The following is a 23,205-nucleotide window of genomic DNA, read 5'->3' on the forward strand; positions in this document are numbered from 1 at the left end:
GGGCGACCGTGATGGCGAAGGCCGGCAGCGCCGCCGAGCCGGCGGCGTTCGCCGCACTGATCACGATGTTCGGGTAGTTCCCGGCGTCGGCACGTTGCGGGGTGCCGGAAAGCGCGCCGGTGGCGGAATCGAAGGCCGCCCAGGAGGGCTTGCCGGTGATCGAGAAACTTGCGGCGTCGGTCGCGTTCGGGGTGAAAAGGTAGCTTTGGACGGCGGTCACGGTCGTGGCCGGGGTCCCGGAGATGGTCGGCAGCGGTGGTAGCGGCAGGGCGACCGTGATGGCGAAGGCCGGCAGCGCCGCCGAGCCGGCGGCGTTCGCCGCACTGATCACGATGTTCGGGTAGCTCCCGGCGTCGGCACGTTGCGGGGTGCCGGAGAGCGCGCCGGTGGCGGAATCGAAGGCCGCCCAGGAGGGCTTGCCGGTGATGGAGAAACTTGCGGCGTTGGTGGCGCTCGGGGTGAAACGGTAGCTTTGGCCCGCGGTCACGGTCGTGGCCGGGGTCCCGGAGATGGTCGGCAGCGGCGGTAGCGGCAGGGCGACCGTGATGGCGAAGGCCGGCAGCGCCGCCGAGCCGGCGGCGTTCACCGCGCTGATGACGATGCTCGGGTAGTTCCCGACGTCGGCTGTCTGCGGCGTGCCGGACAGGGTGCCGGTCGCGCTGTCGAACGCGGCCCAGGAAGGTTTGCCGGTGATGGCAAAACTCGCCGCGTCGGTTGCGGTCGGCGTGAAAAGGTAGCTCTGGCCGACGGTCACGGCGGCGGCGGGGCTCCCCGAGACGGTCGGCAGCGGCGGCACGGTCACCGTGATGGCGAAGGCGGGGAGGGTGGCCGCCCCGGCCGCGTTGACCGCGCTGATGACGATGCTGGAATAGATGCCGGCGTCGGCAAGCCTGGGGGACCCGGAAAGGGTGCCGGTGGTGGCGTCGAAGGCGGCCCAGGACGGCTTGCTGGTGATGGTGAAGCCGGTGGCGTCGGTTGCCGTCGGGGTGAAGCGGTAGGCGTAGCCGACCGTCACCCCGGTTGCCGGGGTGCCCGAGATGGTCGGGATGGTCGCCCCACCGCTCGTAGGCCGGGAAACGATGATGTTTCGCTGCACCGTGGCGACGTTCCCCGCCAGGTCGGTTGCCGTGGCGACGACCGCGTACTGTTTTTCATCGGGAAGGTCGATCTGCTGGGCGAAGGCCCCGGCGGTCAGCGCCGGGGTGAAGACCTTGCCGTCCACCGCGATGACCACCGTGGCCGCGGTGTCGGCGTCTCCCGCGCTCCCCCGGACCAGGTAGGACGATGCTGCGGTGACGATGTCCTGGTTCGGATCGGTGATCGCCAGGGATGGTTTGGACGGGTCGCAGACGACGGTCCGCTTGGCGACGCTCACGTTGCCGGCCCGGTCGGTCACGGTGACGATGATGGTATTGGTCCCGGCGGCGAGGTTCACCGCGGCGGAGAAGTCGTTGCCGTTCATGACCGCCGGTACCGCGGCTGCACCGTTGACCGCTACGGTTACCGTGCACGGCTCGCTGACCGTGCCGGTGACGTTGATGGCGGTCGCGGCGGTGATGCTGGTATCGGCCGGGGCCGCGATCGTGATGGTCGGCCCGGTGCTGTCGAGGGTGATGGTCCGGCTGTCCACGGTGCGGTAATCGAGGAAGTCGGTGGCCGCGACGGTGATGGTGTTCGCCCCCTCGGCGAGGACGACCGCCCAGGCAAAGCTTCCGTCACCGTTCACCGGGACGGCACCGCCGTTGATGGTGAGGCTTTTCAGTCCGTTGGCGCAGGTGACGACGCCGGTTATGTTGAGGGTGCGGTTACTGGTGACCGAGCCGTCCGGCAGGGTGGAAATGACCAGGACCGGGACCGGGTTCGTCGCCGGCGCGACCGCGATGGAAAAGGCGGGAAGCACCGCCGACCCCGCTGCGTTCACCGCGCTGATGCCGATGTTGGCGTAGGTGCCCGCGTCGGCGTCCGCCGGGGTGCCGGAAAGGGTGCCGGTGCCGCTGTCAAAGCCTGCCCAGGCCGGCTTGTTGGTGATGGAGAAGCTCGCCGCGTTGGCGGCGGTCGGGGTGAAACGGTAGGGCTGCCCTGCGGTAACGCTCGTGGCCGGCACCCCCGAGATGGTGGGGAGCGGCGGGAGCACGGTGATCGTGAAGGCGGGGAGCGCTGCGGTTGCCGTGGTATTTGCCGCGCTGATGACGATGTTCGAATAGGCGCCGATGTCACTGCCTGCCGGGGTGCCGGAAAGGGTCCCGGTGGCGGGGTCGAAGCTCGCCCAGGCCGGTTTGTTGGCAATGGTGAAGCTTGCGGCGTTGCTTGCCGACGGGGTGAAGCGGTACTGCTGCCCCGTGGTCACGGTGGTGGCCGGGGTGCCGGATATGGAGGGGGCGGGCACGGTGACCGTGATCGAGAAGGCCGGGAGGGGGGCCGTTCCGGTGCCGTTGACCGCGCTGATCACGATGTTTTGGTACACCCCGGCGTCCGCGAGCCCCGGGGTGCCGGAAAGGGCGCCGGTCGCGGTGTTGAAGCTGGCCCAGGCCGGCCGGTTTGCCACCGTGAAGCTCGTGGCATTGGCGGCCGACGGGGTGAAACTGTAGCTCGACCCGGCCACCACGGTACTTGCCGGGGTGCCGTAGATCATCGGCATCGGCAGGTTGACCCGGACCGTGAACGGAGCGAGCGCGGTGGTCCCGGTGCTGTTGACCGCGGAGATGGTGATGCCGGAATAATCTCCGGCGTCGGCGTTGGTGGGGGTCCCGGTCAACTGCCCGGTGGCGGTGGTGAAGTAGGCCCAGGAGGGCTTGTTGGCGATGGAGAAGCTCGCGGCGTAGCTTGCGGTCGGCGTGAAGCTGTAGGTATTCCCCGCGGTGACGCTGGTCGCCGGGGTGCCGGAAATGAGCGGCAGCGGCAGCAGCACGGTGATCGAGAAGGGGGGGAGCGACACCTTGGTGGTGTAGAAGGTGGCTGAGATGACGATGTTGTTGTAGGCGCCGATGTTGCCGGTGGTCGGCGTGCCGGTCAGGGTGCCGGTGGCCGTGTCGAAGCTCGCCCAGTAGGGCATGTTGGTGATGGAGAAGCTGGTGGCGTTGGGGGCGGCCGGGGTGAAGCGGTAGGTGCTGCCGGCCATGACGCTCGTAGCGGGGATGCCGCCGATGGCCGCGGCAACTCCCTTGTAGACCGAGCCGGCGTTGGTCCCGGCGTAGACGATCTGGCCGGCCGTGTCGATGGCCAGGGAATAGACGTTGGTGCTGTTCAGGTTGGTGTTGATCGCGTTCCAGGTGTCGCCGCCGTCGGTCGACTGGAACACCCCGTTCCAGGTCCCGGCGTAGATCGTGTCCTCGTTGGCGGGATCGATCGCCACCGCGGAGACCTGTCCGCTGTAGACCTCGCTCCAGGAGCTCCCCCCGTCGGTGGAGCGGTACACCCCGGTGTATGCCCCGCCGTCGCCGTTGGTCTTGCTCCCCCACCAGGTGCCGGCAAAGAGCCGTTGCCGGCCGCTACTCGAAGCGAGCGCGGTGACCACGGTGAAATCCGGGCTGAAGGAAAGCCCGGTGTTGGCCGCGCTCCAGGAGGCCCCGCCGTCCGTGCTTTTGAAAATCCCCCGCCCGGTTGCCCCGCCGTTGCTACCGGTCCCGACGTAGACGGTCTGCGGAGCCGTCGGGTCGAGGGCTATCGAGGCTACGTCCGTAGAGGTAAGGCCATTGCTCGTTGCGGTCCAGGAGTTCCCCCCATCCGTCGATTTGAACACCCCGCCGGTATCCGTCGGATAGGCACGGCTGGATCCCGCGTAGATGATCTGGCTGTTGCTCGGGTCGATGGCAAGCGCCCAGACATGCGTACTGCTGAGCCCTGTGTTGATAGCTGTCCATGATTGCGCTCCGTCGGTTGACTTGAAGATGCCGTTGTCGGTGCCGAGGTAGATGCGGCCGTCCTTGTCGATCGCCAGGGCGAACACCTGGCTGTTGCCCAGCCCCGTGTTCGCCGCGATCCAGGAACTGCCCCGGTCGGTGGATTTGGCCACGCCGTTGGTCGATCCGACGTAGATGGTTTGGCTGTCGGTGGGGGAAACGGCCAGGGCGTTTACCGGTGCCCTCTGCAGACCGCCCGTAGGTTCCCAGACCGTGACGGCCATCGCGGGGACACTGGCGAGATACATCAAAAAGAAGGCAGCGGAAAAACACAGCCACTTAACCCGGTTCTCCATGGTGTCCCCCTGTGTTTTCAAAGCGCTACAAATCCCACCTCGTTTCCAGGTGTTCCGGATCAGCCAGGGGCCGCATCCTCTCCAGCGGCAGAGCGCAGCCCAAATGCCAGCCACCGTAGCAAATTGCACACCAATGGGTATCTGCTCGATTTTTCAGGTGGAATGTCGTCTTTGTCGGGGGGGAGTCCGGCGAAGTGTAACAAAAATGAGACTTCGCTTAACCGCGGCGCAAAAGCGCTGCCGGTAATGTTCTCGGGAAGTTTCGGGGGTTCGGTGGCAGGAGGTTGCAGTAATGCGGTGTTGCGGCGGCACCGTCGCCGCGATGAGGTGTAACACCCCTTTTACACTACCGGCAGCGAAACCGGGCCGCTGGAGATCGCGGCAGCGCCGCCAGCCAGTGCGTTCCCCCCTTTGGCAAAAGGGGGGCAGGGGGGCGTGGCTATTGGTTCCCCCCTTTGGCAAAGGGGGGGCAGGGGGGATTTGCCTTTTGTTGGCCCATCCGACCAATCTCATCCAGAACCACAGCCGTTTCCAACACTACCTGTCGATTTCCGGGAACCAGGTTAATGCTCGCTCGAAAGACGGCGTGACTATTGGTTCCCCCCTTTGGCAAAGGGGGGGCAGGGGGGATTTGCCTTTGGTCGGCACATCCGACCAATCTCATCCAGAACCGCTGCCGTTTCCAACACTACCTATCGGTTTTCCCGGAAATCCAGGAAGAGCCACAAAAAAAGGCACCCGGCCAGTTTGCCGGGTGCCTTTTTCACTGTCGATCCGTAGGAATGGCTACTGCTTCTTCCTTCCCTCGGTCGTTTCGCCCTTGGCGATGCTCTCGGCGATCGCGTCGAGCACCTTGTTGAGGGCCCGCTGCAGCCCGCTGTCAGAGATGTTCAGCATCCCGGTCCAGACGGTCTTGCTGGTCTTCACGTCGAGAAGCTTCGCGGTCACCGCCACGCGGGCCACGTGCATCTTGGCGGAGCGTCCCTTGGAACCGTAGTCGAGCTCCCACTCCTGCAGGGTCTTCGGCTGCTGGGGCAAGGCGAGGTTCTCGGCCTTGAAGTAACCGACGTAGGCGTCGTAATCCTTCTGGTAGCGCGTCTTCTCCTTGGCGGAGATGGTCGGGGCGATGGTCACGTCCTCTTTCGCGGAGCTGTATTCGGTGATGCTGCCGATCAGGAAGTAGCGGGTCTTGAGCGGGTCGGCGATGTTCTTGATCAGCTCGATTCCGGACAGCCGCTTGCGGGCGTCCAGACCCGCGGCGGGAGCCGGCACCGCGACGCTGCCGACGGCCTCCGTTGCCCCGGCGGCAACCGGAGCCGGAGCCGGTCCGTTCACGTCGGCAATCGCCTTCTCCAGATATTCGCGCTCCAGGACCGGGAAGCCCTTACGCTGCAGCTTCAGGATCAGCGAATCAGTGATGGTGGTCTGCACGTCCTTGGGCACCCCGTTGAAATCCATCACCGCCACGGCAGCCGCAGTCGGGATCTCCTCGTCCGGGTTCTTGAAGGCGTCGATGAAGACCGGCTTGTAGGCGACCGCATCGGCGTCGGGATACTCGATCTCCGGCGGGGCCGGGGCGGTCGGGAGCGGCTCCAGGTCGAAATGGAGCTCGACGTCGCTGCTGCTCGCCTCGGTGGCGATCATCTTGGGGCGGTACCCGTTCAGGCGCGCCAGGTAGTAACCCTTCTCCCAGGACGGCTTTTCCTCGGAGGCGGCGTCGGTCTTGGACTCCTTGTAGGGGGTCGGTCCGAGCTGCTTGGTGATGTTGTTCTTGTCGGTCCCGAACAGGATCATCGCCTCGCTCGGTTTGGAGGTGACGGTGAGCCGGATCGTGGTGATCGGCTGCATGCTGAAGGCGAGCTTGAAGCTCTGCGGCTTCCCGTTGGCCGGCGGCGCCGGCTGCAGCCGGGTCTCCGACTTGTACCCTTCTTTCTCCACGCGGTAGTACCCGGCGGGAAACTTGTCCGGCTCGAACTGGTCGGCAAAGGGGGTGGTCCCCAGCGCTACCCACTGGTCCTCACCCTTGAGCGAGTAGGAAACCTTCGCGCCGGCCGGGGTTGAGATGATCTCGCGCTTCAAGGGATCCTTGCTGAACCAGCCGGCTGTGGCAACTGTCGGCAAAACAGAGCACAGGATCAGGACAATAAACAAGCGATACAGGTGATGCATACTATTCCTCCATTGCCGGATTTAATCGAATTCTACGGTCTCGACGAACTCCCTGGACCGCTTCAGGAGGGCGGCAAGGTCGGTGTCCGCCTCGGAGACCGAATAGATGAAGTCGCAGTAGTTTTCCGCCGCTTCCAGGTGCTTGCCCTGGGCGGCGAGTTTCTCCGCGTTGTTGAAACGGGCGACGGCGTACTTGCTGAGGGCCTGGGTGATCCCCTTGAAGAGGGCGTCCACTCCCTTGCCGATGATCGCGCCGCGGATCTCGTCGTCGGACTCGAACGGGATCGGCTTCTCTTCGATGCCGATTTCGGGGTTGGCGTGTTCCACCGACTCCCCGGTCAGCTCCGCCTCGGCGTTCACGGTGGATTCGCCGAGCAGGGTGCCGGTCGCGGTGTCGAAGAGCCGGAAGCTGACCCCGAGGGTGCCGTGCTTGATGTGGTGGATCACCTTGTAACGCCAGGTGGCAAAGGTCGGCTCGTCGATGTATTCCGGGGTGTTGGCCAGCGCCGAGCGCATGGCGGCCACGGTCCCGCCGCTCACCCCCTTGGCGAGCAGGCTCCCGAAGGCGCCGAACTGGCCGGCCACCTGCCGCGTCGCCGCGTCTGCCGCTTCGGCCGCCGCGAGCTTCTCCTTGGCCGCCTGGTACTCGGGGTTGGGCTTGGGAACCGATCCGGACTGGTAGCTCTTGGTCAGGCTTTCCGCCTTCTTCTCGGTGGACACCTTGAACGAGGCGACCTTGGTCGCGACGATCGCCTGGGGCCCCTTGAGCCCCTTGAAGACCGCCGGGTCCTTCGGGTCGACCAGCTTCTCCATCGGGATGTCCTTCTCCTGGGAGAGCTGCTCGATCGGCTTGTTGTTCACCACCCGCAGCAGGTGCTGGTCATCCTCGGTGAAGCGCTTCTTGAGCACTTCCTGCAGCTTCTCGGAGAGCTCGTTGTCCCGGCTGTACTCCTTGAAGGGAAGGATGGCCAGGGTGACCACGCTGCGGTCCCGGATCCCCTGTTCCAGGGAGGCGACCCGTTTCTTCAGTGCCTCGTTGGCCGGGGCCAGTCCGAGCGCCCGTTTCAGGTAGCAGACCGAGCCCCCGAGCTTTCCCTGCTCTTCGAGTTCGCCGCCGCAGCGCGCATAGTAGCCGACCAGCGCCTCGCGGGCCTCGGGCTGTTCCGGGTCCAGGGCGAGCGCGTCGTTCAAAAGCTTCACCCCGGCGCGGTTTTTCTTGGCGGCGATCTCCGCCTGGCCTTTCTGGTAGAGCGCCTTCGCGTTTTCCAGGATCTTCTGCGTCTCGGCGAGCTTCGCCTGGACCTCCTGGTCCTCGGGATCGTTGTCCAGCGCGGACTTCAGGTCGTCGATGGCGGCCCGCCATTTCTTATCGGCAAGGGATCGGCCCGCGGAATCGAGGAACTCCTGGGTCCGCTTCGCCTGGGCCTGGCATTCATCGAGCCCCTTCTGGGCCTTCTCGTTATCGGGATTGATCTTGAGCGCCGCCTGGTAGCTCGCCGCCGCGAGACGCCACTGCTTCTTGGCGGCGTACTCCTCGGCTTCCTTGAAGCTGTCCACGCTGCGGTTCAGCAGTTCCGCCCGCTGGTTGAACGCGGACTGCAGGGCCTGGAGGCTCTTCTTGTGATTGCGGTCCAGGGAAAGGGCGCGTTTGAACTGGAAGATCGCCGCGTCGTACTCCTTCTTGGCGGCGAGCTCGGTTCCCTTTCGGTAGGAGGCGGTGACGCACTCTTTCTTGGCGAAATAGAGGTTGGTGCCGAACTGTTGGTCGTTGGAGAGGTCCGGGGTTTCCGTTTCCGCTTTCCGGTACTTCTGGTACGCCTCGCAGTACTTGCCGCTGCCCAGAAGCGCGTCACCCTCGTCGACGATAGTGACCTTCTTCCCGGAGCAGCCGAGCGTCAGCAAGAGTAAAAGTGTAACAAGTACCCTCATAGCATTCCTTTTGGGGGCGGGTAGAGACTGTGGAGACCGGTAGGACAGTAAAATATAACTATATTTGATAATTATCAATAGCTTTGTCGCTTTTTTTGTGAGCTTTGGGTACCGTCTGTGACAGACCTTCCGAAACCGTAAGCGAGCGAAAAATAAACAGACGGGAAACGCCGGCGCGGCCGGTTCGAGGCACCGGTTCCGGGCGTGGTGTGGGAGCGCCTTTCCAGGCGCGAATGAGCGCAGCGAACGGGTGCCGACAGAACCAAGACGGATTGGGCCCCAGCCTGTGGATTAGTGCTAAATAATTTTGCTTCGTGCGTGGATGCTTCATAGCACCTCTCAATGACCATTGGTGCCTTGTAATAAAACTGTAAAAAAATGGACATGTCCAAAATGTTACAGTTTCTGGTTAAGCACCTGATTCACTGTCACAATTACTGGCATTCTACTTTCTGTAGTAACGAAATGGACACCCCAGGCCTGATTCAGGGAAATGCTTGCCATTGCTAACCTCTTGATTAATCGCCACTTCTGAAATCCTTACAAAGGCATCCTTTTTGTAATGCCCTACGGTCTGGAGCAGCGTCGGTGGTTCGGTTCCACCTTCGCCGCGTCTGCAGCTTTGGGCGAGTCGGCCGGACCGGGACCGGCTCGGTAACAAAAGGAGGCCTTACCTTGGAATTCCTCGCAGCACACTACACCACCATCGTCCCGCTCGTAGTACTCGCCATCATCGTCGGAATCCTTCTCTACAACTCGATAGTCAACGTTCCCGGCACCGACATGGCCATCCTGGAGCGGCGCTGGTTCGGCCGCAAGATGCCCCAGGGGCGCGTGGTCGCCATGGAGGACGAGGTCGGCATCCAGGCCCGCACCCTCGGGCCGGGACTCCATTTTCTCATCCCGTTTCTCTACACCGCGCAGAAGCATCCCTTCGTGGAGATCAAGGACGGCGAGGTCGGCATGGTCGAGTCGATCGACGGCATCCCGATTCCGCCGGGGCGCATCTTCGCCCAGGTGGTCGAGGGGCATAACGCATTCCAGGACGGCGAACTCTTTCTGAAAAACGGGGGCCAGAAGGGGCCGCAGATCCAGATCCTCCCTCCGGGCAAGTACCGGATAAATCCTTTCCAGTTCCAGGTGACCACTGCCAGTGCGGTCTTCATCGACAAGGGGAGGGTCGGGGTGGTGACCGCGATGGACGGGGACAACATCCCTGCCGGCCGCCTGCTCGGGCAGAGCGTGAAGGGACATTCCAACTTCGAAAACGGACAGGGCTTTCTTGAGAAGGGAGGGCAGAAGGGGCCGCAGATCGACATCCTCCAGCCGGGTACCTACCGGATCAACACCAACCTGTTTCGGGTGGAGATCCACGAGGCGACGGTCGTTCCGGCCAGCAAGATCGGGCTGGTTACCGCGCTGGACGGCGCCGCCCTTCCGGAAAGCGAATACATCGCCAAGGCGGTGGCCGGTCACGACGACTACCAGGACGCCCAGAAGTTCCTCGTCGCCGGCGGCCAGCGCGGCCCGCAGCTCGACGTGCTGCGACCCGGCACCTACTACGTCAATCCCCTCATGTTCAAGGTCGAGCCGGACGACGTGGCGGTGGTCGAGCGCGGCCAGGTCGCGGTGGTGATCTCCAACGTGGGCGAGGAGCCGACCGAGGAGATGAAGCGGCGGCTCACCGCGTCGCAGACCGGCGAGGTTGCCGACGCCGATGAGGCACGCGAGCGCTACGTGGTTCCCAAGGGGTACCGCGGCATTCAGGAGGAGGTCGCCGGGCCGGGACGCTACTACCTGAACAAGCGCGCCTTCATCCCCTACATCATCGACACCACCAACATCACCATCGACTGGGACAATTCCGCCGAGACCCGTTTCGATCCCCTCAAGGTGATTTCCAAGGACGGCTTCCCCATCGACGTCTCGGTCAAGGTCGTGGTGCGGGTGCGTCCCGACCAGGCACCGTACATGGTGGCGAAGGTCGGTTCCATCGAAAACCTGATCCTGCACGTCATCCATCCGATGATCGACTCCTCCTTCCGCAACCAGGCGTCCTCCACCTCCGCGATGAACTTCCTGCAGAACCGCCAGGAAGAGCAGACCCGGGCCGAGGACCGGGCGCGGCTGAGTCTGGAGAAGTACCACGTTGAGTGCGTCTCGGTGCTCATCTGCCAGATCAACCTGCCCCAGGAACTCATGGAGACCCAGACCAAGCGGATCATCGCAGAGCAGCAAAAAGAGATGTTCGCCATGCAGCAGGAGGCCGAGGCGGCGCGCATTTCGACCGAGAAGACCCGCGCCACCGCCGACCAGCAGGGCGAACTGGTCAAGGCCGAGATCGGGGTGAAAGTGGCGGACCAGCAGAAGCAGCGGACGATTGTTTTGGCCCAGGGGGATGCCGAAGGCGTGCGGCTGCGCGGGGAGGGGGAGGCGAAGAAGATCGAGGCGATCGGCCAGGCGACCGCCGAGGCCTACCGCAAGCAGAATGCGGCGCTCGGGCAGCAGGCCATCACCGCCATCGAGGTGATCAAGAAGATCGCCGAAGGGAACATCCGGGTGACCCCCGACATCCTGGTCTCCGGCGAAAAAGGCGGGCTGCTCGACGTTCTGATCGCCCAGATGGTGAAGAAGGGTACTCCGACCATGACCGTGGCCGAACCGCCGGCCAAAGTGGTCACCGAGCAGGCGGTCTCGTGACCACAAACCGTCCGCAGATGAACGCTGATAAATGCTGATGAATGCTGATAAGGTGGATCCTACTCCTCCCCCCTTTGAAAAAGGGGGGCCGGGGGGGATTTGCCTTTAAGCTGTTCAGGACAAAAAATAGCTAACTCAATGTTCCGATCGTTTCGAACCAAGGAGCCGCAAGCAGTGCCAGTGAACAAAGTAATCAGAAGAGTAGTCGGTGAGATGGCCGAAGAATTTCTCGAATACCTGAAGGAAAAGGAGACGCAGTACCAGGAACGCTGGGTCCCGTCCGTCCGGATTGAAAAGGACCTCGACCTGCATCTTTTCCGCGTCCCCAAGAGCTGGTTCCTCCGCCGCCTGACCCGCATGCTAGAGGCCAGCGGGGAGATAGAGCACTTCAACGACGGCACGACGGCGTACTTCCGGACCGTTGGGTGAAGCGAAGGTTAGGGACACTCAGGCTCACAAGATCCGTCGGCTGATGAAGGCCGTTACAAGCGATGAACCAGTTCGCGAGCAGGCATACCAGTCTGGCGAGCAGGCATACCAGTCTGGCGAGCAGGCATACCGGTCTGGCGAGCAGGCATACCGGTCTGGCGAGCAGGCATACCGGTCTGGCGAGCAGGCATACCAGTCTGGCGAGCAGGCATACCAGTCTGGCCAGCGGGCACACCAGTCTGGCGAGCAGGCATACCAATCTGGCGAGCAGGCATACCAGTCAGGCCGGGCAGGCATACCAGTCAGGCCGGGCAGGCATACCCGTCAGGCCGGGCAGGCATACCAGTCAGGCCGGGCATACCAGTCAGGCCTGGCATACCAGTCTGGCCAGCGGACACACCAGTCTGGCGAGCGGGCATACCAGTTTGACGAGCAGGCATACAAGTCTGGCGAGGAGTCACGGAGTATCGAGCCGACGGCACTGCGATCATGCAATCAAAGATCAGTGCCCTAGGAAGAGAATGGCAGATGGTAGTGAAAGGCTTCTGGAAGATAGACGGAAACCACCTGATCATGACCGCCACCGAATCCAGCAACCCCAGCATTTTACCGGTAGGCACCGTGACCGACGACGAGATCGTCACTATCACACCAATAGAAATGGTCTTGCTGGAAGAAGACGGCCCTCGGGAGGTAAGCGTGCGGGTGAGACCTTATAGAACAAGGCCTGTCAAATGTGTAGGCCAGGCCCCAAGGCCGTGTAGTTGTGTAGTTGTGTGATGAAAAAGGACAAGGAAAAGAAATGGCAGGTGGACTTGGAACAATTGCACAATATCGAAATCTGATCGAAGCAGGACTTGCCAAGTCGAAACTTTAAGCTGCTGGAATCATATGCTTCATCGACAATGAGTACACTGTCGGTGCCAATTGGCTCTACTCGATTGCTTTGTGCAGAGTGAAGCTAAATGTACCTGAAGAAAATGCAGAAGAAGCCAAAGCAATAATTGAAGAAATTCTAGAAGTAATAACGACTGAAAATACAGAAGGAATGTTGCAGGAGTCAGCCTGCCATATCTGCGAGGGCTCTTCGTCGCCGTGAGTGGGTAATGGTATAGTCCATCATCCCAGACCTCCAGCTATGTATGAGGGGAGTGAACTAATGATCAATCAGATCGACATTGCCAGCTTTGGCAGCTTCAATGACCTGAACTGGAAGAAGAGCATTCGTGACGGCGGCAACAATGTTCAGGACTTCAAGCGCCTGAACATCCTTTATGGACGCAACTATTCGGGGAAAACTACTCTTTCCCGAATCTTTCGTGCGCTGGAGACAGGGCGCATTCCGCTGAACTATGTGGGATCAACCTTCACCGTTCATGGCGTCAAAGGAGATGTGACCCAAGCTGCCATTGCCGCTCATGGCTATGACATCCGGGTCTACAACCGTGATTTCGTCAGTGAAAACCTCAGCTTCCTGATCAATCAGGCCATGGGCGGGGAAATAAAGACCTTCGCCATCGTCGGGGAGAAGAACAAGGAGATCGAGGATGAAATTGCTGCCATCCAAGCGAAACTTGGCAGCCTTGAGTCCAAGGCAGGTCTTCGGCACGATCGGGATGCAAAAAAGAAGGAAAGAGATCGGACCAAGAACAACCATAAAAACGCTTCTGATGCTCTGGAAGGCAAGCTTCGCTCTCATGCCAACGATAAGATCAAACAGAATCGCACCTATGGCCCAGCAGTCTACAACATTGAAAGCATCAAGAAGGACATCGGCACCATAAAGAAGGCGGGATTCACGCCTCTAACCACTGACGAACAGGCCACCAAGGTCAGCCTCTTGAAGCAAGAGGCCCTTCCTGACATCACCGATACCGTTTCGATCAACCTAAAAATTGATTCAATCAAGACGGAGGCCCAGGAGCTTCTTTCAAGATCGATCAAACCGACGCAGGCAATTCAAGAGCTGTTGAGCGAGACAGCTCTTCAAGCGTGGGTGAAGCAAGGCATCCCGCTGCACAAGGACAAACGCAATACATGCGCCTTCTGCCGTCAGGAACTGCCCCACGATATATGGCAGGTTCTGGACTCTCACTTCAGCAAGGAATCTTCGGATCTGGAGTCGTCCATCGATTCATGCCTGACATCAGTCAACGGCGAAATTCAGGCCATTGCTGGCTTCCTGACTTTGACCGGGGACAAGTTCTATGCCGAAGAAAAAGTGTCATTTGAAGCCAACAAGAAATCTCTTACCGAGTGCCTGAAGGTCTACAAACAAGACTTGGAGGCACTGAAGACCGCACTGGAGTCAAGGAAGAGTTCTCTCTTCCAGCCCGTTCCCATGCCGGCCCCTACGCACGATTCAGCGGCAATCCAGAAATGTGCCGACGAGATAAACGATCTGATTGTCAAGAACAATGGCCGCACCAACTCACTGGAAAAGGATAAAGGCTCCGCACGCGAGGCATTGCGACTCACTGATGTGGCCTCCTTCATTGGTGACATCACCTACGACACGGAATTGACCCGCATTGCTGGTCTTAAAACAGACGCCGACACTGCCAACACGGCCTATACCGATGCCGAGGCTGAGATCCTCAAGCTTGAAGCGGATGTCACCCGCCTGCAAGGCCAACAGAAGGATGAACGCAAAGGTGCGGAGCGGGTCAATTCCTTGCTCAATCACTTCTTCGGTCACGACGGCATTAAGCTTGAAGCCAAGGAAAACGCGGAGAAAAATGCCGTCAAGTTTGAGATCACGCGGGATGGCAAATCAGCCTACAATTTGAGTGAAGGCGAATGCAGCCTGATAGCCTTTTGTTACTTCATAGCCAAGCTGGAAGAGCCTGACAGCAAGGGCAAAGATCTGATCATCTACATCGACGATCCGATCTCCAGTCTGGACGGGAACCACATCTTCTTCATGTTCAGCCTGATCGAGAGCCTGATAGCCAAGCCGTTCAAGAATGCGGACGGCTCCAACGGCTATCGTTACAGTCAGCTCTTCATCTCCACGCACAACCTGGATTTCCTGAAGTATCTAAAGCGGTTATCGGTACCCAAAAAGAAGGTGCCAGCGGGGGAAGGCAAGACCAAAAACGTGGATGATAATGAGCATTTCATGGTGGAGCGGAACGGCCCCACAAGCAACATCATGCTGATGCCGTCCTACCTGAAGGACTACATCACTGAGTTCAACTACCTCTTCCACCAAATCTACAAATGCAGGAACCAGGACGCCGCACAAGGCGCACATGAGCCGTTTTATGGCTTCGGGAACAACCTTCGCAAGTTTCTAGAAGCCTTCTTGTTCTTCAAGTTCCCTTACCACGATGACAAGAACGATGCGTTTGAACGAATTAAGAAGTTCTTTGGCGATGAAGACGCAACGGCAATCGCACTGGTGAACCGGCTCAACAATGAATTTTCTCACCTTGAGTCAATCCCAGATCGAGGGTTCAAGCCTGTAGAGATTCCAGAGATCGCCAAGGTAGCGAACTTCGTCTTGGACAAGATCTATGCGTCAGACCCTCATCAATACAATGCCCTGCTAAAGAGCATTGGAGAGCCTGCGAGGACACCAGATCAGGGAGAAGGGGGCAGTCCTTAACACGGAGAGAGGCGACGGAGAAGTGGATTACTCCGTAAAGGAGAAGACAAATCCCAACAAGACGGGTAGAGCCGGACGGCTTCGCCGCCGCTCACCCGCCGAGCCGTTGAGCGACCAAAAATGATGAGGAGGGTCCTGTGAAGAAAAGATTCTGTTTGATTTTGCTTGGAGTTTTTATGGCTGGATGTACAGCCAATTATTACGTGAAACCAGACGATTTTATTAAGGAAGTGGCTGCCAATCAACAAAGGACCGAAAAATTTAACCTCGTTGGCACAGTCCCAGTTTTCTTTCCAATTCGATACAATGCGAACAACATTAGAAGGATACTGTGTAGGGACAAAAACGGGGAAAATGTCTATCTCATTCCAGACAGGAATACACAATTAGAAATAACCTCGAAATCAACAAAGGACGTTGTAAAGATGTATTTCGATACGGTCTTTTTCGAAGGCAGCAAATTAACGGGCCTGCGTTCAAGACTCGTTCCGGGCATGACAAGAGAAATTGAATTGTCGGATATCGATTCCATTGTAATTTATGCAGAGTTCCCACGCACACAAGCAGTGGACGCGAAATAGGGTACATGCCCAACCATAGAGATGCACCTGACCAAGAAGCCGTCAGGTGATCTCCTGACCCCGTTGGCGGGTAAGAAGGTAAAAAGGGGCCTGCTGAGGGCCAGGCCTACACATTTGACAAACAGCTGTCTAGAATATGACGGTTCTTATGCTTTTTGTTTAATCTTGGAGGGGGGAGCATGCGCCAATTCTTTCTGTTAGTCCCTTTCAGTCTGTTTTTGCTCTTTTCTGGTTGCGGTGATTCCGACTCCGTCACCAAACCGAGGCCTCCGGCCATCACTGCCCAGGCGGTCACTAAGACCGTCGCTGCCGGCGATACTCCTACCTTCACCGTCTCTCCTACCGGGACGGGGCCCTTCACCTACCAGTGGTTCTGGAACGGGGTGCGGGTTGATGGCAACGGTGCTTCCTACACCGCCCCGCCCATCGCTTCTTCCGACGATCAATCGACCATCTCCGTCACGGTGACCAACGACCTCGGTTCCGCCTCGGCTGCCGTTGCTACCTTGTCGGTTCCGGGCAGCCCGCGGCATCCGGAAATCAACGACCTGCGTTTCAAGGACCTGGATACCGTTCCGATGCTTGCAGCAGGCGGTGCCAGCACCAATGTCATGCGCGGTTCTTCGTCATACGAAAATTCCTTCGGGTTCCCGCTCGTGGTCGGTGATCCGGGACCCCAGGTGCCGACCAATAATCCTGATCTCGCCAGCTGGTTTTATATCGTAGAGTCGATGCCCAATGGTGCCGTCGGGAGGACCAATACCTACCAGGTTGGTATACTCACCGACTTGGCCGCCGATCTCGACGTTTTCTTTGATTCACAAACGGTCATAACGTCACTTGACGTTTCATCCGGGCAGAACGCATATGCAGTTCGTGCGGTGAAAACGGCGGGTGCCGATCGCTACCCATCCTACGTCTCCGGGACCGCGTCTGCCGACGGCCTGCAGGCTGTCGCCACCGCGGAGGCTCAGGCGGGGAGGGTGGTGACGGCCGTCGCTTTGAGCGGCGGGATCGCCTACTACCTTGCTTACGGCAGGGAGGGTGACCTCCGGATATACGAATCCAAGGTGGTGACGGCTACCGTCGACTCTGTGAGTAACGCCGCGGCCGATCTGGCTGCACAGGGGTGGATCATCACCGCCGTTGGGGGAAATATTCGTGAAGGGTTCCTCCTGGTGGGAACGCGCGTTTCCGGTGACGCCACTCCACGTCCTTTCCAGGTTAAAAATACGCCTGCGTTGGAACGGGGATACACCCCGGTCGGTACGATCTACACCGGTGCTGTCTTACCAACCTACTTTTTCGAGCAGTAACTGACTTCAAACGAAAAACTGCCGGCGTCGACCGGCGAGGAGGAACCACCATGAAGCAGCTGATGATGTGCGTGATCTTGTTGTGCATCTCGGTCGGTTCGGGTTGCGCGAACTCGCAGAGCATGAGTCAGTCGATGTCGGGGCTGGGGACGGGGACCGGAACGGGGCCGGATCTTTCGGTGGGCTATTTCTCTGCCCATTCGGAGGCGCTTCCTAATGGCAAGGTCCTGCTGCCGGCGCCGCCGCGGCCGGACCCGGGGTTGCCCGCTTTTGCGGCCGATCAGGCGATTAACCTGGATACTTTCAAGCTGCGCGGCACCAAGCGCTGGGAGTTGGCCGCACAGGATGCTGATCTCAAGTTCCCCGCGGCAGCCGGGACCTTTGCCTGCGCGCTCGGAGTGGCGGTGACCGAGAAGGACACCCCGCATCTCTATACCTTGCTGCACCGCTCTCTTGCTGACGCCGCGCATTCCGCCGACAGCGCCAAAGGTGAGTACCGCCGGTTGCGCCCGTTGGCCGTGAACGGTCAACCGTCCTGCACCCCCAATGACGAGCCTTTTCTCCGCGGGAGTTGGTCCTATCCTTCCGGGCATGCCACTATCGGCTGGGCCTGGGCGCTGATCTTGAGCGAGGTGGCCCCGGACCGGATCGATGCGCTCCTGGCGCGCGGGCTCGCCTTCGGGCAGAGCCGGGTGATCTGCAACGCCCACTGGCAAAGCGACGTCAACGCGGGACGGATCATGGGGGCCGGCTCGGTGGCGGCGCTGCATAACAACGGCGAATTCCGGAAGGATCTGGAGGCGGCGCAGAAAGAGGTGGCCGAGGCGCGGAACAAAGGGCTCCAGCCCCAGCGCGACTGCGCTGCCGAGGCTGCGGCGCTGGCGGAACATTGAGGACCCCATCCTCACCCTGTCCCTCCCCTTGAAGGGGAGGGGACTTCTGGGCAGGTTTTCAACCGGATGAACCGAAACGGCTAGGCCGTTAGTAACAGCAAAACGACTTCGGTTTTGCCGCAGGATTGGGCCGATTCAGGCCGGGAGGAGGTTAGATGAACTGGAAATGGTTGTTGGTTTTGGTCGCATTCTTTCTCAACGGTTGCATCCACGTATCGGTGATTCCGCCGGTGGCGCCGTTCCAGGAGAAGGTGCTGGAAGGGGAGGGGACGCCGAAGATCCTGCTCCTCGACGTCTCGGGAACGATTTCGGAGAAAAAGCGCGGAACCTCCTTTAGGGAGCGCCCCTCCATGGTCGGCGAGATCAAGGAGGCGCTCAAGAAAGCGGAGGATGACCCGGACGTCGTCGCGGTCCTGGTGCGCATCAACTCGCCGGGGGGAACGGTCACCGGCAGCGACATCATCTACCATGAGCTGATGGCCTTCAAAAAGCGCAAGAAGGTCCCGGTGCATGCGGCGATCGTCGGGCTGGGGACTTCGGGCGGCTATTACGTCGCCAGCGCCGCGGACCGCATCACGGCCCACAAGACCGCGATCACCGGGAGCATCGGGGTCATCTTCCTGCACTTCGAGGTGGATGGTTTGATGAACAAGCTGGGGGTCGTGGAATGGAGCGCCAAGTCCGGCGACAAAAAGGACATGATGACGCCGTTTCGTGCCGCGACGCCCGAGGAGAAGCAGATCGCCATGGGGGTGATCGACGGGCTGTACGGAAGGTTTCTCGAGGTCGTCCTGGCTCGCCCCGGGAACACGCTGGACCGCAAGGCGCTGACGACCTTGGCCGACGGCCGGGTCTACACCGCGGACCAAGCCTTGGCGGCGCATCTGATCGACGGGGTCTGTTATCTGGACGAGGCCCTGGACGACCTGAAGATGGCCGCCAAGGTGAAGCAGGCGCGGGTGGTGAGTTACTATCGGGCCGGCAACTACCAGGGGAGCATCTACGCCGATGCCGAGGCGAGCGCGCAGATGGTGGGACCCTTTTCCCTCGGGCCGGACGTCATGGAGCTTTTACCGGATCTCGGCTTTGCCTATCTTTGGAAGCCATAGGTTTTGATTGTTTAAGCGCACCGCAGAGGACGCGGCGGGACGCAGAGGAAAATCTATTTACCGGAAGCTGAAGTCGCGTTTTGCCAAAGCTGATTTGACTGACGATTTGGCCCTTCATCTGAGTAAAGGGGGGACTGACAGCTTTTCTCTGCGCGCCTTAGCGACCTCTGCGGTGTGCTTGTTTGCGTATTCATTTTCAAATCGATGCATTCGGCCGATTGGCCTCGGGAGGGTGGTTTTGAAGTCTTTGTTTTATCTGGCAGTCCTGGTTTTCCTTTCTCTGTTCACTCTTTCCGGTTGTGGTTCTTCCGGCGGCTCTGCCAGCAGCGCTGACCTCCCCAACTTCAACGACATCACCTCCGCTCCGGCGGCAATCCAGCAGGCCGCGAAAGCGGTGGTACGAGTTCAGGTTGCCGGCGGCGCCGCCTCTGGCTCGTTCATAAGCTCGACCGGGCTCATGCTGACCAACAACCACGTGCTCGGCAACGAGGTCTGCCCGACCGAGGGGTGCTACGTCGAGCTCACCTTCGACTGGCAGGCGGGCAGTCCCTATTCCTCTCCCCGCATCTACTACGCAGTTCCCAAGGCGGTGGACGCCGGGCTGGATATGGCGGTGGTGCAGATCTACCAGTACCGAAACGGGCCAATGATCCAGACGCCGAACTATCTTTCCTTGGAGACGCAGACCCCCGCTTCGCTGCTGAAGACCCATGTCACCATCGTGGGGCACCCTGAGGGGTACCTGAAGAAATGGACCGACGGAACGGTGGTCGATATCGACGGCGATTGGATCCGAAGCTCCACCTATATCCTCCCCGGCGACTCCGGCTCTCCCATCCTCAACGACGCCGGCCACATCGTCGGGCTGGTGCATCGCGGTTCGGCCTCGGAGGACGTCTTCACCCTCACCGGCGCCAGCGTCTACTCGGTCGGAACGGCTTCTGCCCCGCTTATTGCGGCGTTGAACGCCCCGCTTCCCTCGACGATGCTGTCCGTCTCAGCACCGACCACCACGCAAAAGTTTCTCGACAACGATCTTGTCTACCTCAATGCTCACGTCACCACCGTCACGGTGGATGGAACCTCGCAGAGCCCGCTCACCGTCCTCGCCCAGGCCTGTGACAGCGCTCTGGCCCGCAACGACTTTCTCTCCCCGGAGGACCTCAGTGCGGCCCTCCAGCCCTGCCATCACGCCCAGGCCTGGATCGATTGCCGCTCCGATATCGGCCAGGGACAGGCGGGGGTTATGTGCCCGCCAGCTTCGGAAACTGCCGCCTGGGTGAACCGGTTCAACAAGATGAACCAGGCACAAATTGCGATGAACGGCGCGATGGACCTCTATTCGGTGTCCGGGGCCATTGCCCAGCTGCAGTCTACCAAGGCGCAGGGCTACACTGCCGGGGCTCAGGCCCTGGCGCAGGCGGTGTCGCAGACTAAGCCCGTGCTCGATTTCCAGGTGGCCTCCTACCTGGCCGAATTCAACATCATGGGCTACGGCGGGCAATCCGTTGCCGATTACGTTGCCAACTACAGCGGCGATCCGGTTTATGCGATCGAAGGGGTGTACGTCGCCGATGCGGAGCTGTGGCTCAACTCTAAAGGGGCGGTCTCGGCCCAGGGTCTGGCGTCCTTTTTGTCCCGGCTGCACGACGACCCCAACTCGACGGTAGGAACCAAGCTCTTCATCGAAAACTACCAGCATGCCATGGGGGTACGGTAGCTAACGGCTCCGACCCGGCTTTCTCTGCGGTTTGGTGCGCGCCTTGGGGTAATTCGCGCCGCGCCAGGAACGGCGCCTGGCGCCCCCGCAGGGGAAGCTGCAGGTCCGCCCCGCAAGTTGCAGAAATTCGGGTTCGTCTTGGAGATAAAAAAAGAGGCGCTTGGGAAATCCCAGGCGCCTCTTTCTTTTACTGCTGCATGTAAGACCGGTCGCGCTCACTCCGCGTAGGTATCGGAGTGGCCGGTGTTCAGGTACTGCATCACGTCCAAAAGGTTGATCAGCCGTCGGAAGATGAGGTTCTTCTCGGCGATGTCATCGGTCTCGGCGAGCTTTTCCCGCAGTTCCCGGTACTGGTCGTTCGCCATATGGACTGCTCTTCTGCGTGCCGGATTGCGGTGCTTCGGCATCTTAGGGTCACGGGGCCCCACAGCCGCACCCCTCGAATTCGGCCCTGCCGGTGTTGCGCTCGAGGTCGCTGTACTCTTTCCGGCGCGCGCCGCAGGAATAAGCGATCTCGGTGGTGGTTACGTAGCGGGTCTTTCTCTTGATCGTGTACGATACTGCTTCGCTGTTACAGTCAACGCAATGCTGGTGCTTCTTCATGATTCTTTACCTTCTGCTCCTTCTCTCTGATGATGAATCTTTGATGCGATGTTATAGCATCCCCAGATGACAGCCGGTGGGCGGGGACGTTACCATTGTGAAACGTGTCGTGGGGAACTGGTTTCCTGAGATCAGCCGCAGCAGCCGGTCGGCTCCGCCTCCGCCTCGGCGTTGGCGTCGGCGTTGCAGCTTTCCACTGCTTCCCGCAGCCAGGCGATCTCCCCCGGGTTGAACTGTTTGGAGTATTCAGTCCCTACATTCAAGGCCCAGTACAAGGAGTCGGTCGTGGTGAGGGCCAGAAGATGCCCCGCCACCTCGACGTACGGCACCTCTTCCTCGGCGGGGACCCACTCCCGCAACCGCTCGAAGGAGCTGAACAGCATGAGGTAATCCTTGCCGTCGGATTCGGTGATCAGGGGAAGGATTTCTCGGGGGCGGTCTTCGGTATCGCTCCCCTGCGGGTTGGCTAGGACCGGAACGAAAAAGGTGGAGTTGAGGAAAAGATCGTAGAACGCCGAAGCCTTCCGGCCGTCGGTCAGGTTCTGGCGCATGCCGTCCAGCGCCTCGTCAAGTTTGCTCATTCAATGCCCTTTGTGTGTGGTGCCGCGGTCGCGGCCAAAAACTGCAGGATACAATAACCTTCCCGCTCATTACAAGCCAATACGACAGGGACCTTGGAAAAAAGGTCCTTCGGGCACAGCGGCAGGGGGGCGCGTTTCCAATAGAAAAGGGGGGGACGGATGCTCGCCGTCCCCCCCTCTTTGTGCGCTCCGGATGCCGGGTTTGCTCAACTGGCTAACCGGCTTTCCTGATGTCATGTGCATCCAGGAACTCGTCCAGCGACAGTACCAGCGCCTGCGCCGAGTTGCCGTCCATGTTGATCAAAAGTTCGTTGATGCCGAGCATCTTGTCCGAAAGATAGATGTTGATGAATAGGTCCAGCCCGATAGGATGCGGTTCCAGCTCGCCGTCGAGGAGCTGCGTATTTTTTAAAAATTCCACCGCCCGTTCTTTGGCCGACCAAACCGGCAGGGAGAATCCGGCCTGGTCCAGCTCCATGGCATAGATGTTCTCGTTTCTCCCCTTAACCACCCAAACCTGCCTGTTCGCCTGTACCTCTTGGCTGAATATGATCTGACCGATGAAGTCGATATTCATGTCTTTGATCTCCTAGAACCGGCATTTCCGGTCGCCTCTAAGGGATCATTATATAGATCTAATAAAATTCCGAGAACCCCCTTTGTATGCCCCCGGCTCGCAGCACCAACCGGTGGCCGACCCAAGTCAGGGCTGCCCAGGTCAGGAGGTGGACCCGTGCTGAAACGCCCTGAGTATCTTGCTGCGGGCCGGCTTGTTTTCAGGGGCGAAAAGCTGGATCGCCTTGCGGCCTTTCTGTGGATAAATTCCCTACAGCGGTAACAGAAATGGGACCGACAGTAACGAAAAGAGTTATTGATGTTAATGTTTGTGGTAATTAATCTTTGTGGGAGTTTGAAAGTATCCACTGTGCCTGTGGATAATTTGGCTATGCCTGTGGATATTTCACAAGAATGCAACGATTTTCTGCGCATTTTAGCATCTTGCACAAGGATTAGGCGCATGGCTTAAGTGGTTGATATTGCGTGTCAAGAACCAAAAGTTTGCTACCCGGCTTTTCCCATTTATCCGCAGTATCGCGGAAGAGACGGTAAACTGCGACGCTGAGTGGATAAGTGGGGGAATGGTACAACGCTAACTGCCTGGGAATATTAGTGAATGTGTGCAAGCCTTAACGTAACGAGTGAGGGGGCTGCCCCTGTTTTAAAGCGGCTAAGTTGCCGAAATAATGGGTTAAAAAACGGGTGTTGTGGAGCACGGGAGACGGAAGTTTGACGTTTATGGTGTCCGGTCATTTCGCTGGGTTTTCCCTTTTCGTAGTGAGTTCGCACCGTTTGCGCGTAAGCGGGAAGAA

At 59.9% G+C, this 23,205-nt stretch carries 15 protein-coding genes; 8 read left to right on the top strand and 7 right to left on the bottom strand.

The features are described from left to right. The 3 genes from JFN93_RS01805 to JFN93_RS01815 all read right to left on the bottom strand — a co-directional run. A partial coding sequence (locus tag JFN93_RS01805) for a putative Ig domain-containing protein (RefSeq protein ID WP_199382283.1) occupies positions 1–4,195 on the bottom strand: 4,195 nt, incomplete at its 3' end. A gap of 786 nt (positions 4,196–4,981) precedes the next feature. Next, on the bottom strand, positions 4,982–6,364 hold the full coding sequence (locus tag JFN93_RS01810; protein ID WP_199382284.1) for a hypothetical protein: 1,383 nt from the start codon (positions 6,362–6,364) through the stop codon (positions 4,982–4,984). Positions 6,365–6,385: 21 nt separating this feature from the next. Then, entirely contained in the window at positions 6,386–8,293 is a 1,908-nt protein-coding gene (locus JFN93_RS01815) for a tetratricopeptide repeat protein (protein WP_199382285.1), read from the bottom strand. Between the two features lie 675 nt (positions 8,294–8,968). On the opposite strand from JFN93_RS01815, the gene JFN93_RS01820 reads away from it, so the two are divergent. The 8 genes from JFN93_RS01820 (at position 8,969) to JFN93_RS01855 (ending at position 20,651) form a co-directional block, all read left to right on the top strand. Further along, positions 8,969–10,993: an SPFH domain-containing protein gene (locus JFN93_RS01820; RefSeq protein ID WP_236021495.1), complete on the top strand. Its 2,025-nt coding sequence runs from the start codon at positions 8,969–8,971 to the stop codon at positions 10,991–10,993. Between the two features lie 180 nt (positions 10,994–11,173). Continuing rightward, positions 11,174–11,422 carry a hypothetical protein gene (locus JFN93_RS01825; RefSeq protein ID WP_199382286.1) on the top strand — a complete coding sequence of 83 codons (249 nt, stop codon included), beginning with the start codon at positions 11,174–11,176 and terminating at the stop codon, positions 11,420–11,422. A gap of 1,159 nt (positions 11,423–12,581) precedes the next feature. Next, the gene (locus JFN93_RS01830) at positions 12,582–15,032 is read left to right on the top strand and encodes an AAA family ATPase (RefSeq protein ID WP_199382287.1); all 2,451 of its coding nucleotides are present in this window, start codon (positions 12,582–12,584) and stop codon (positions 15,030–15,032) included. A gap of 137 nt (positions 15,033–15,169) precedes the next feature. Beyond that, entirely contained in the window at positions 15,170–15,613 is a 444-nt protein-coding gene (locus JFN93_RS01835) for a hypothetical protein (protein WP_328753384.1), read from the top strand. Between the two features lie 179 nt (positions 15,614–15,792). Further along, the gene (locus tag JFN93_RS01840) at positions 15,793–16,929 is read left to right on the top strand and encodes an immunoglobulin domain-containing family protein (protein WP_199382288.1); all 1,137 of its coding nucleotides are present in this window, start codon (positions 15,793–15,795) and stop codon (positions 16,927–16,929) included. Positions 16,930–16,979: 50 nt separating this feature from the next. Then, positions 16,980–17,822: an acid phosphatase gene (locus tag JFN93_RS01845; RefSeq protein ID WP_199382289.1), complete on the top strand. Its 843-nt coding sequence runs from the start codon at positions 16,980–16,982 to the stop codon at positions 17,820–17,822. A gap of 155 nt (positions 17,823–17,977) precedes the next feature. Beyond that, positions 17,978–18,931, top strand: a complete 954-nt coding sequence (sppA, locus tag JFN93_RS01850) for a signal peptide peptidase SppA (RefSeq protein ID WP_199382290.1) — start codon at positions 17,978–17,980, stop codon at positions 18,929–18,931. A gap of 238 nt (positions 18,932–19,169) precedes the next feature. Continuing rightward, positions 19,170–20,651 carry a trypsin-like serine peptidase gene (locus JFN93_RS01855; RefSeq protein ID WP_199382291.1) on the top strand — a complete coding sequence of 494 codons (1,482 nt, stop codon included), beginning with the start codon at positions 19,170–19,172 and terminating at the stop codon, positions 20,649–20,651. A 215-nt stretch (positions 20,652–20,866) separates the two neighbouring features. Here JFN93_RS01855 and JFN93_RS01860 read toward each other — a convergent pair whose 3' ends face one another. The 4 genes from JFN93_RS01860 to JFN93_RS01875 all read right to left on the bottom strand — a co-directional run bounded on the left by JFN93_RS01860 (position 20,867) and on the right by JFN93_RS01875 (position 22,412). Continuing rightward, entirely contained in the window at positions 20,867–21,016 is a 150-nt protein-coding gene (locus JFN93_RS01860) for a hypothetical protein (protein WP_199382292.1), read from the bottom strand. Between the two features lie 49 nt (positions 21,017–21,065). After that, positions 21,066–21,254, bottom strand: coding sequence for a hypothetical protein (locus tag JFN93_RS01865; RefSeq protein ID WP_199382293.1), 189 nt, complete (start codon positions 21,252–21,254; stop codon positions 21,066–21,068). 131 nt (positions 21,255–21,385) lie between these two features. After that, positions 21,386–21,835: an SseB family protein gene (locus tag JFN93_RS01870; RefSeq protein WP_199382294.1), complete on the bottom strand. Its 450-nt coding sequence runs from the start codon at positions 21,833–21,835 to the stop codon at positions 21,386–21,388. 214 nt (positions 21,836–22,049) lie between these two features. Further along, positions 22,050–22,412 (bottom strand): DUF2750 domain-containing protein, encoded by a 363-nt coding sequence (locus JFN93_RS01875; RefSeq protein ID WP_199382295.1) that lies wholly within the window; start codon positions 22,410–22,412, stop codon positions 22,050–22,052. Between the last annotated feature and the right edge of the window lie 793 nt (positions 22,413–23,205).

It is taken from the genome of Geomesophilobacter sediminis, assembly GCF_016458275.1.
GTDB classification, from domain to species: domain Bacteria; phylum Desulfobacterota; class Desulfuromonadia; order Geobacterales; family Geobacteraceae; genus Geomesophilobacter; species Geomesophilobacter sediminis.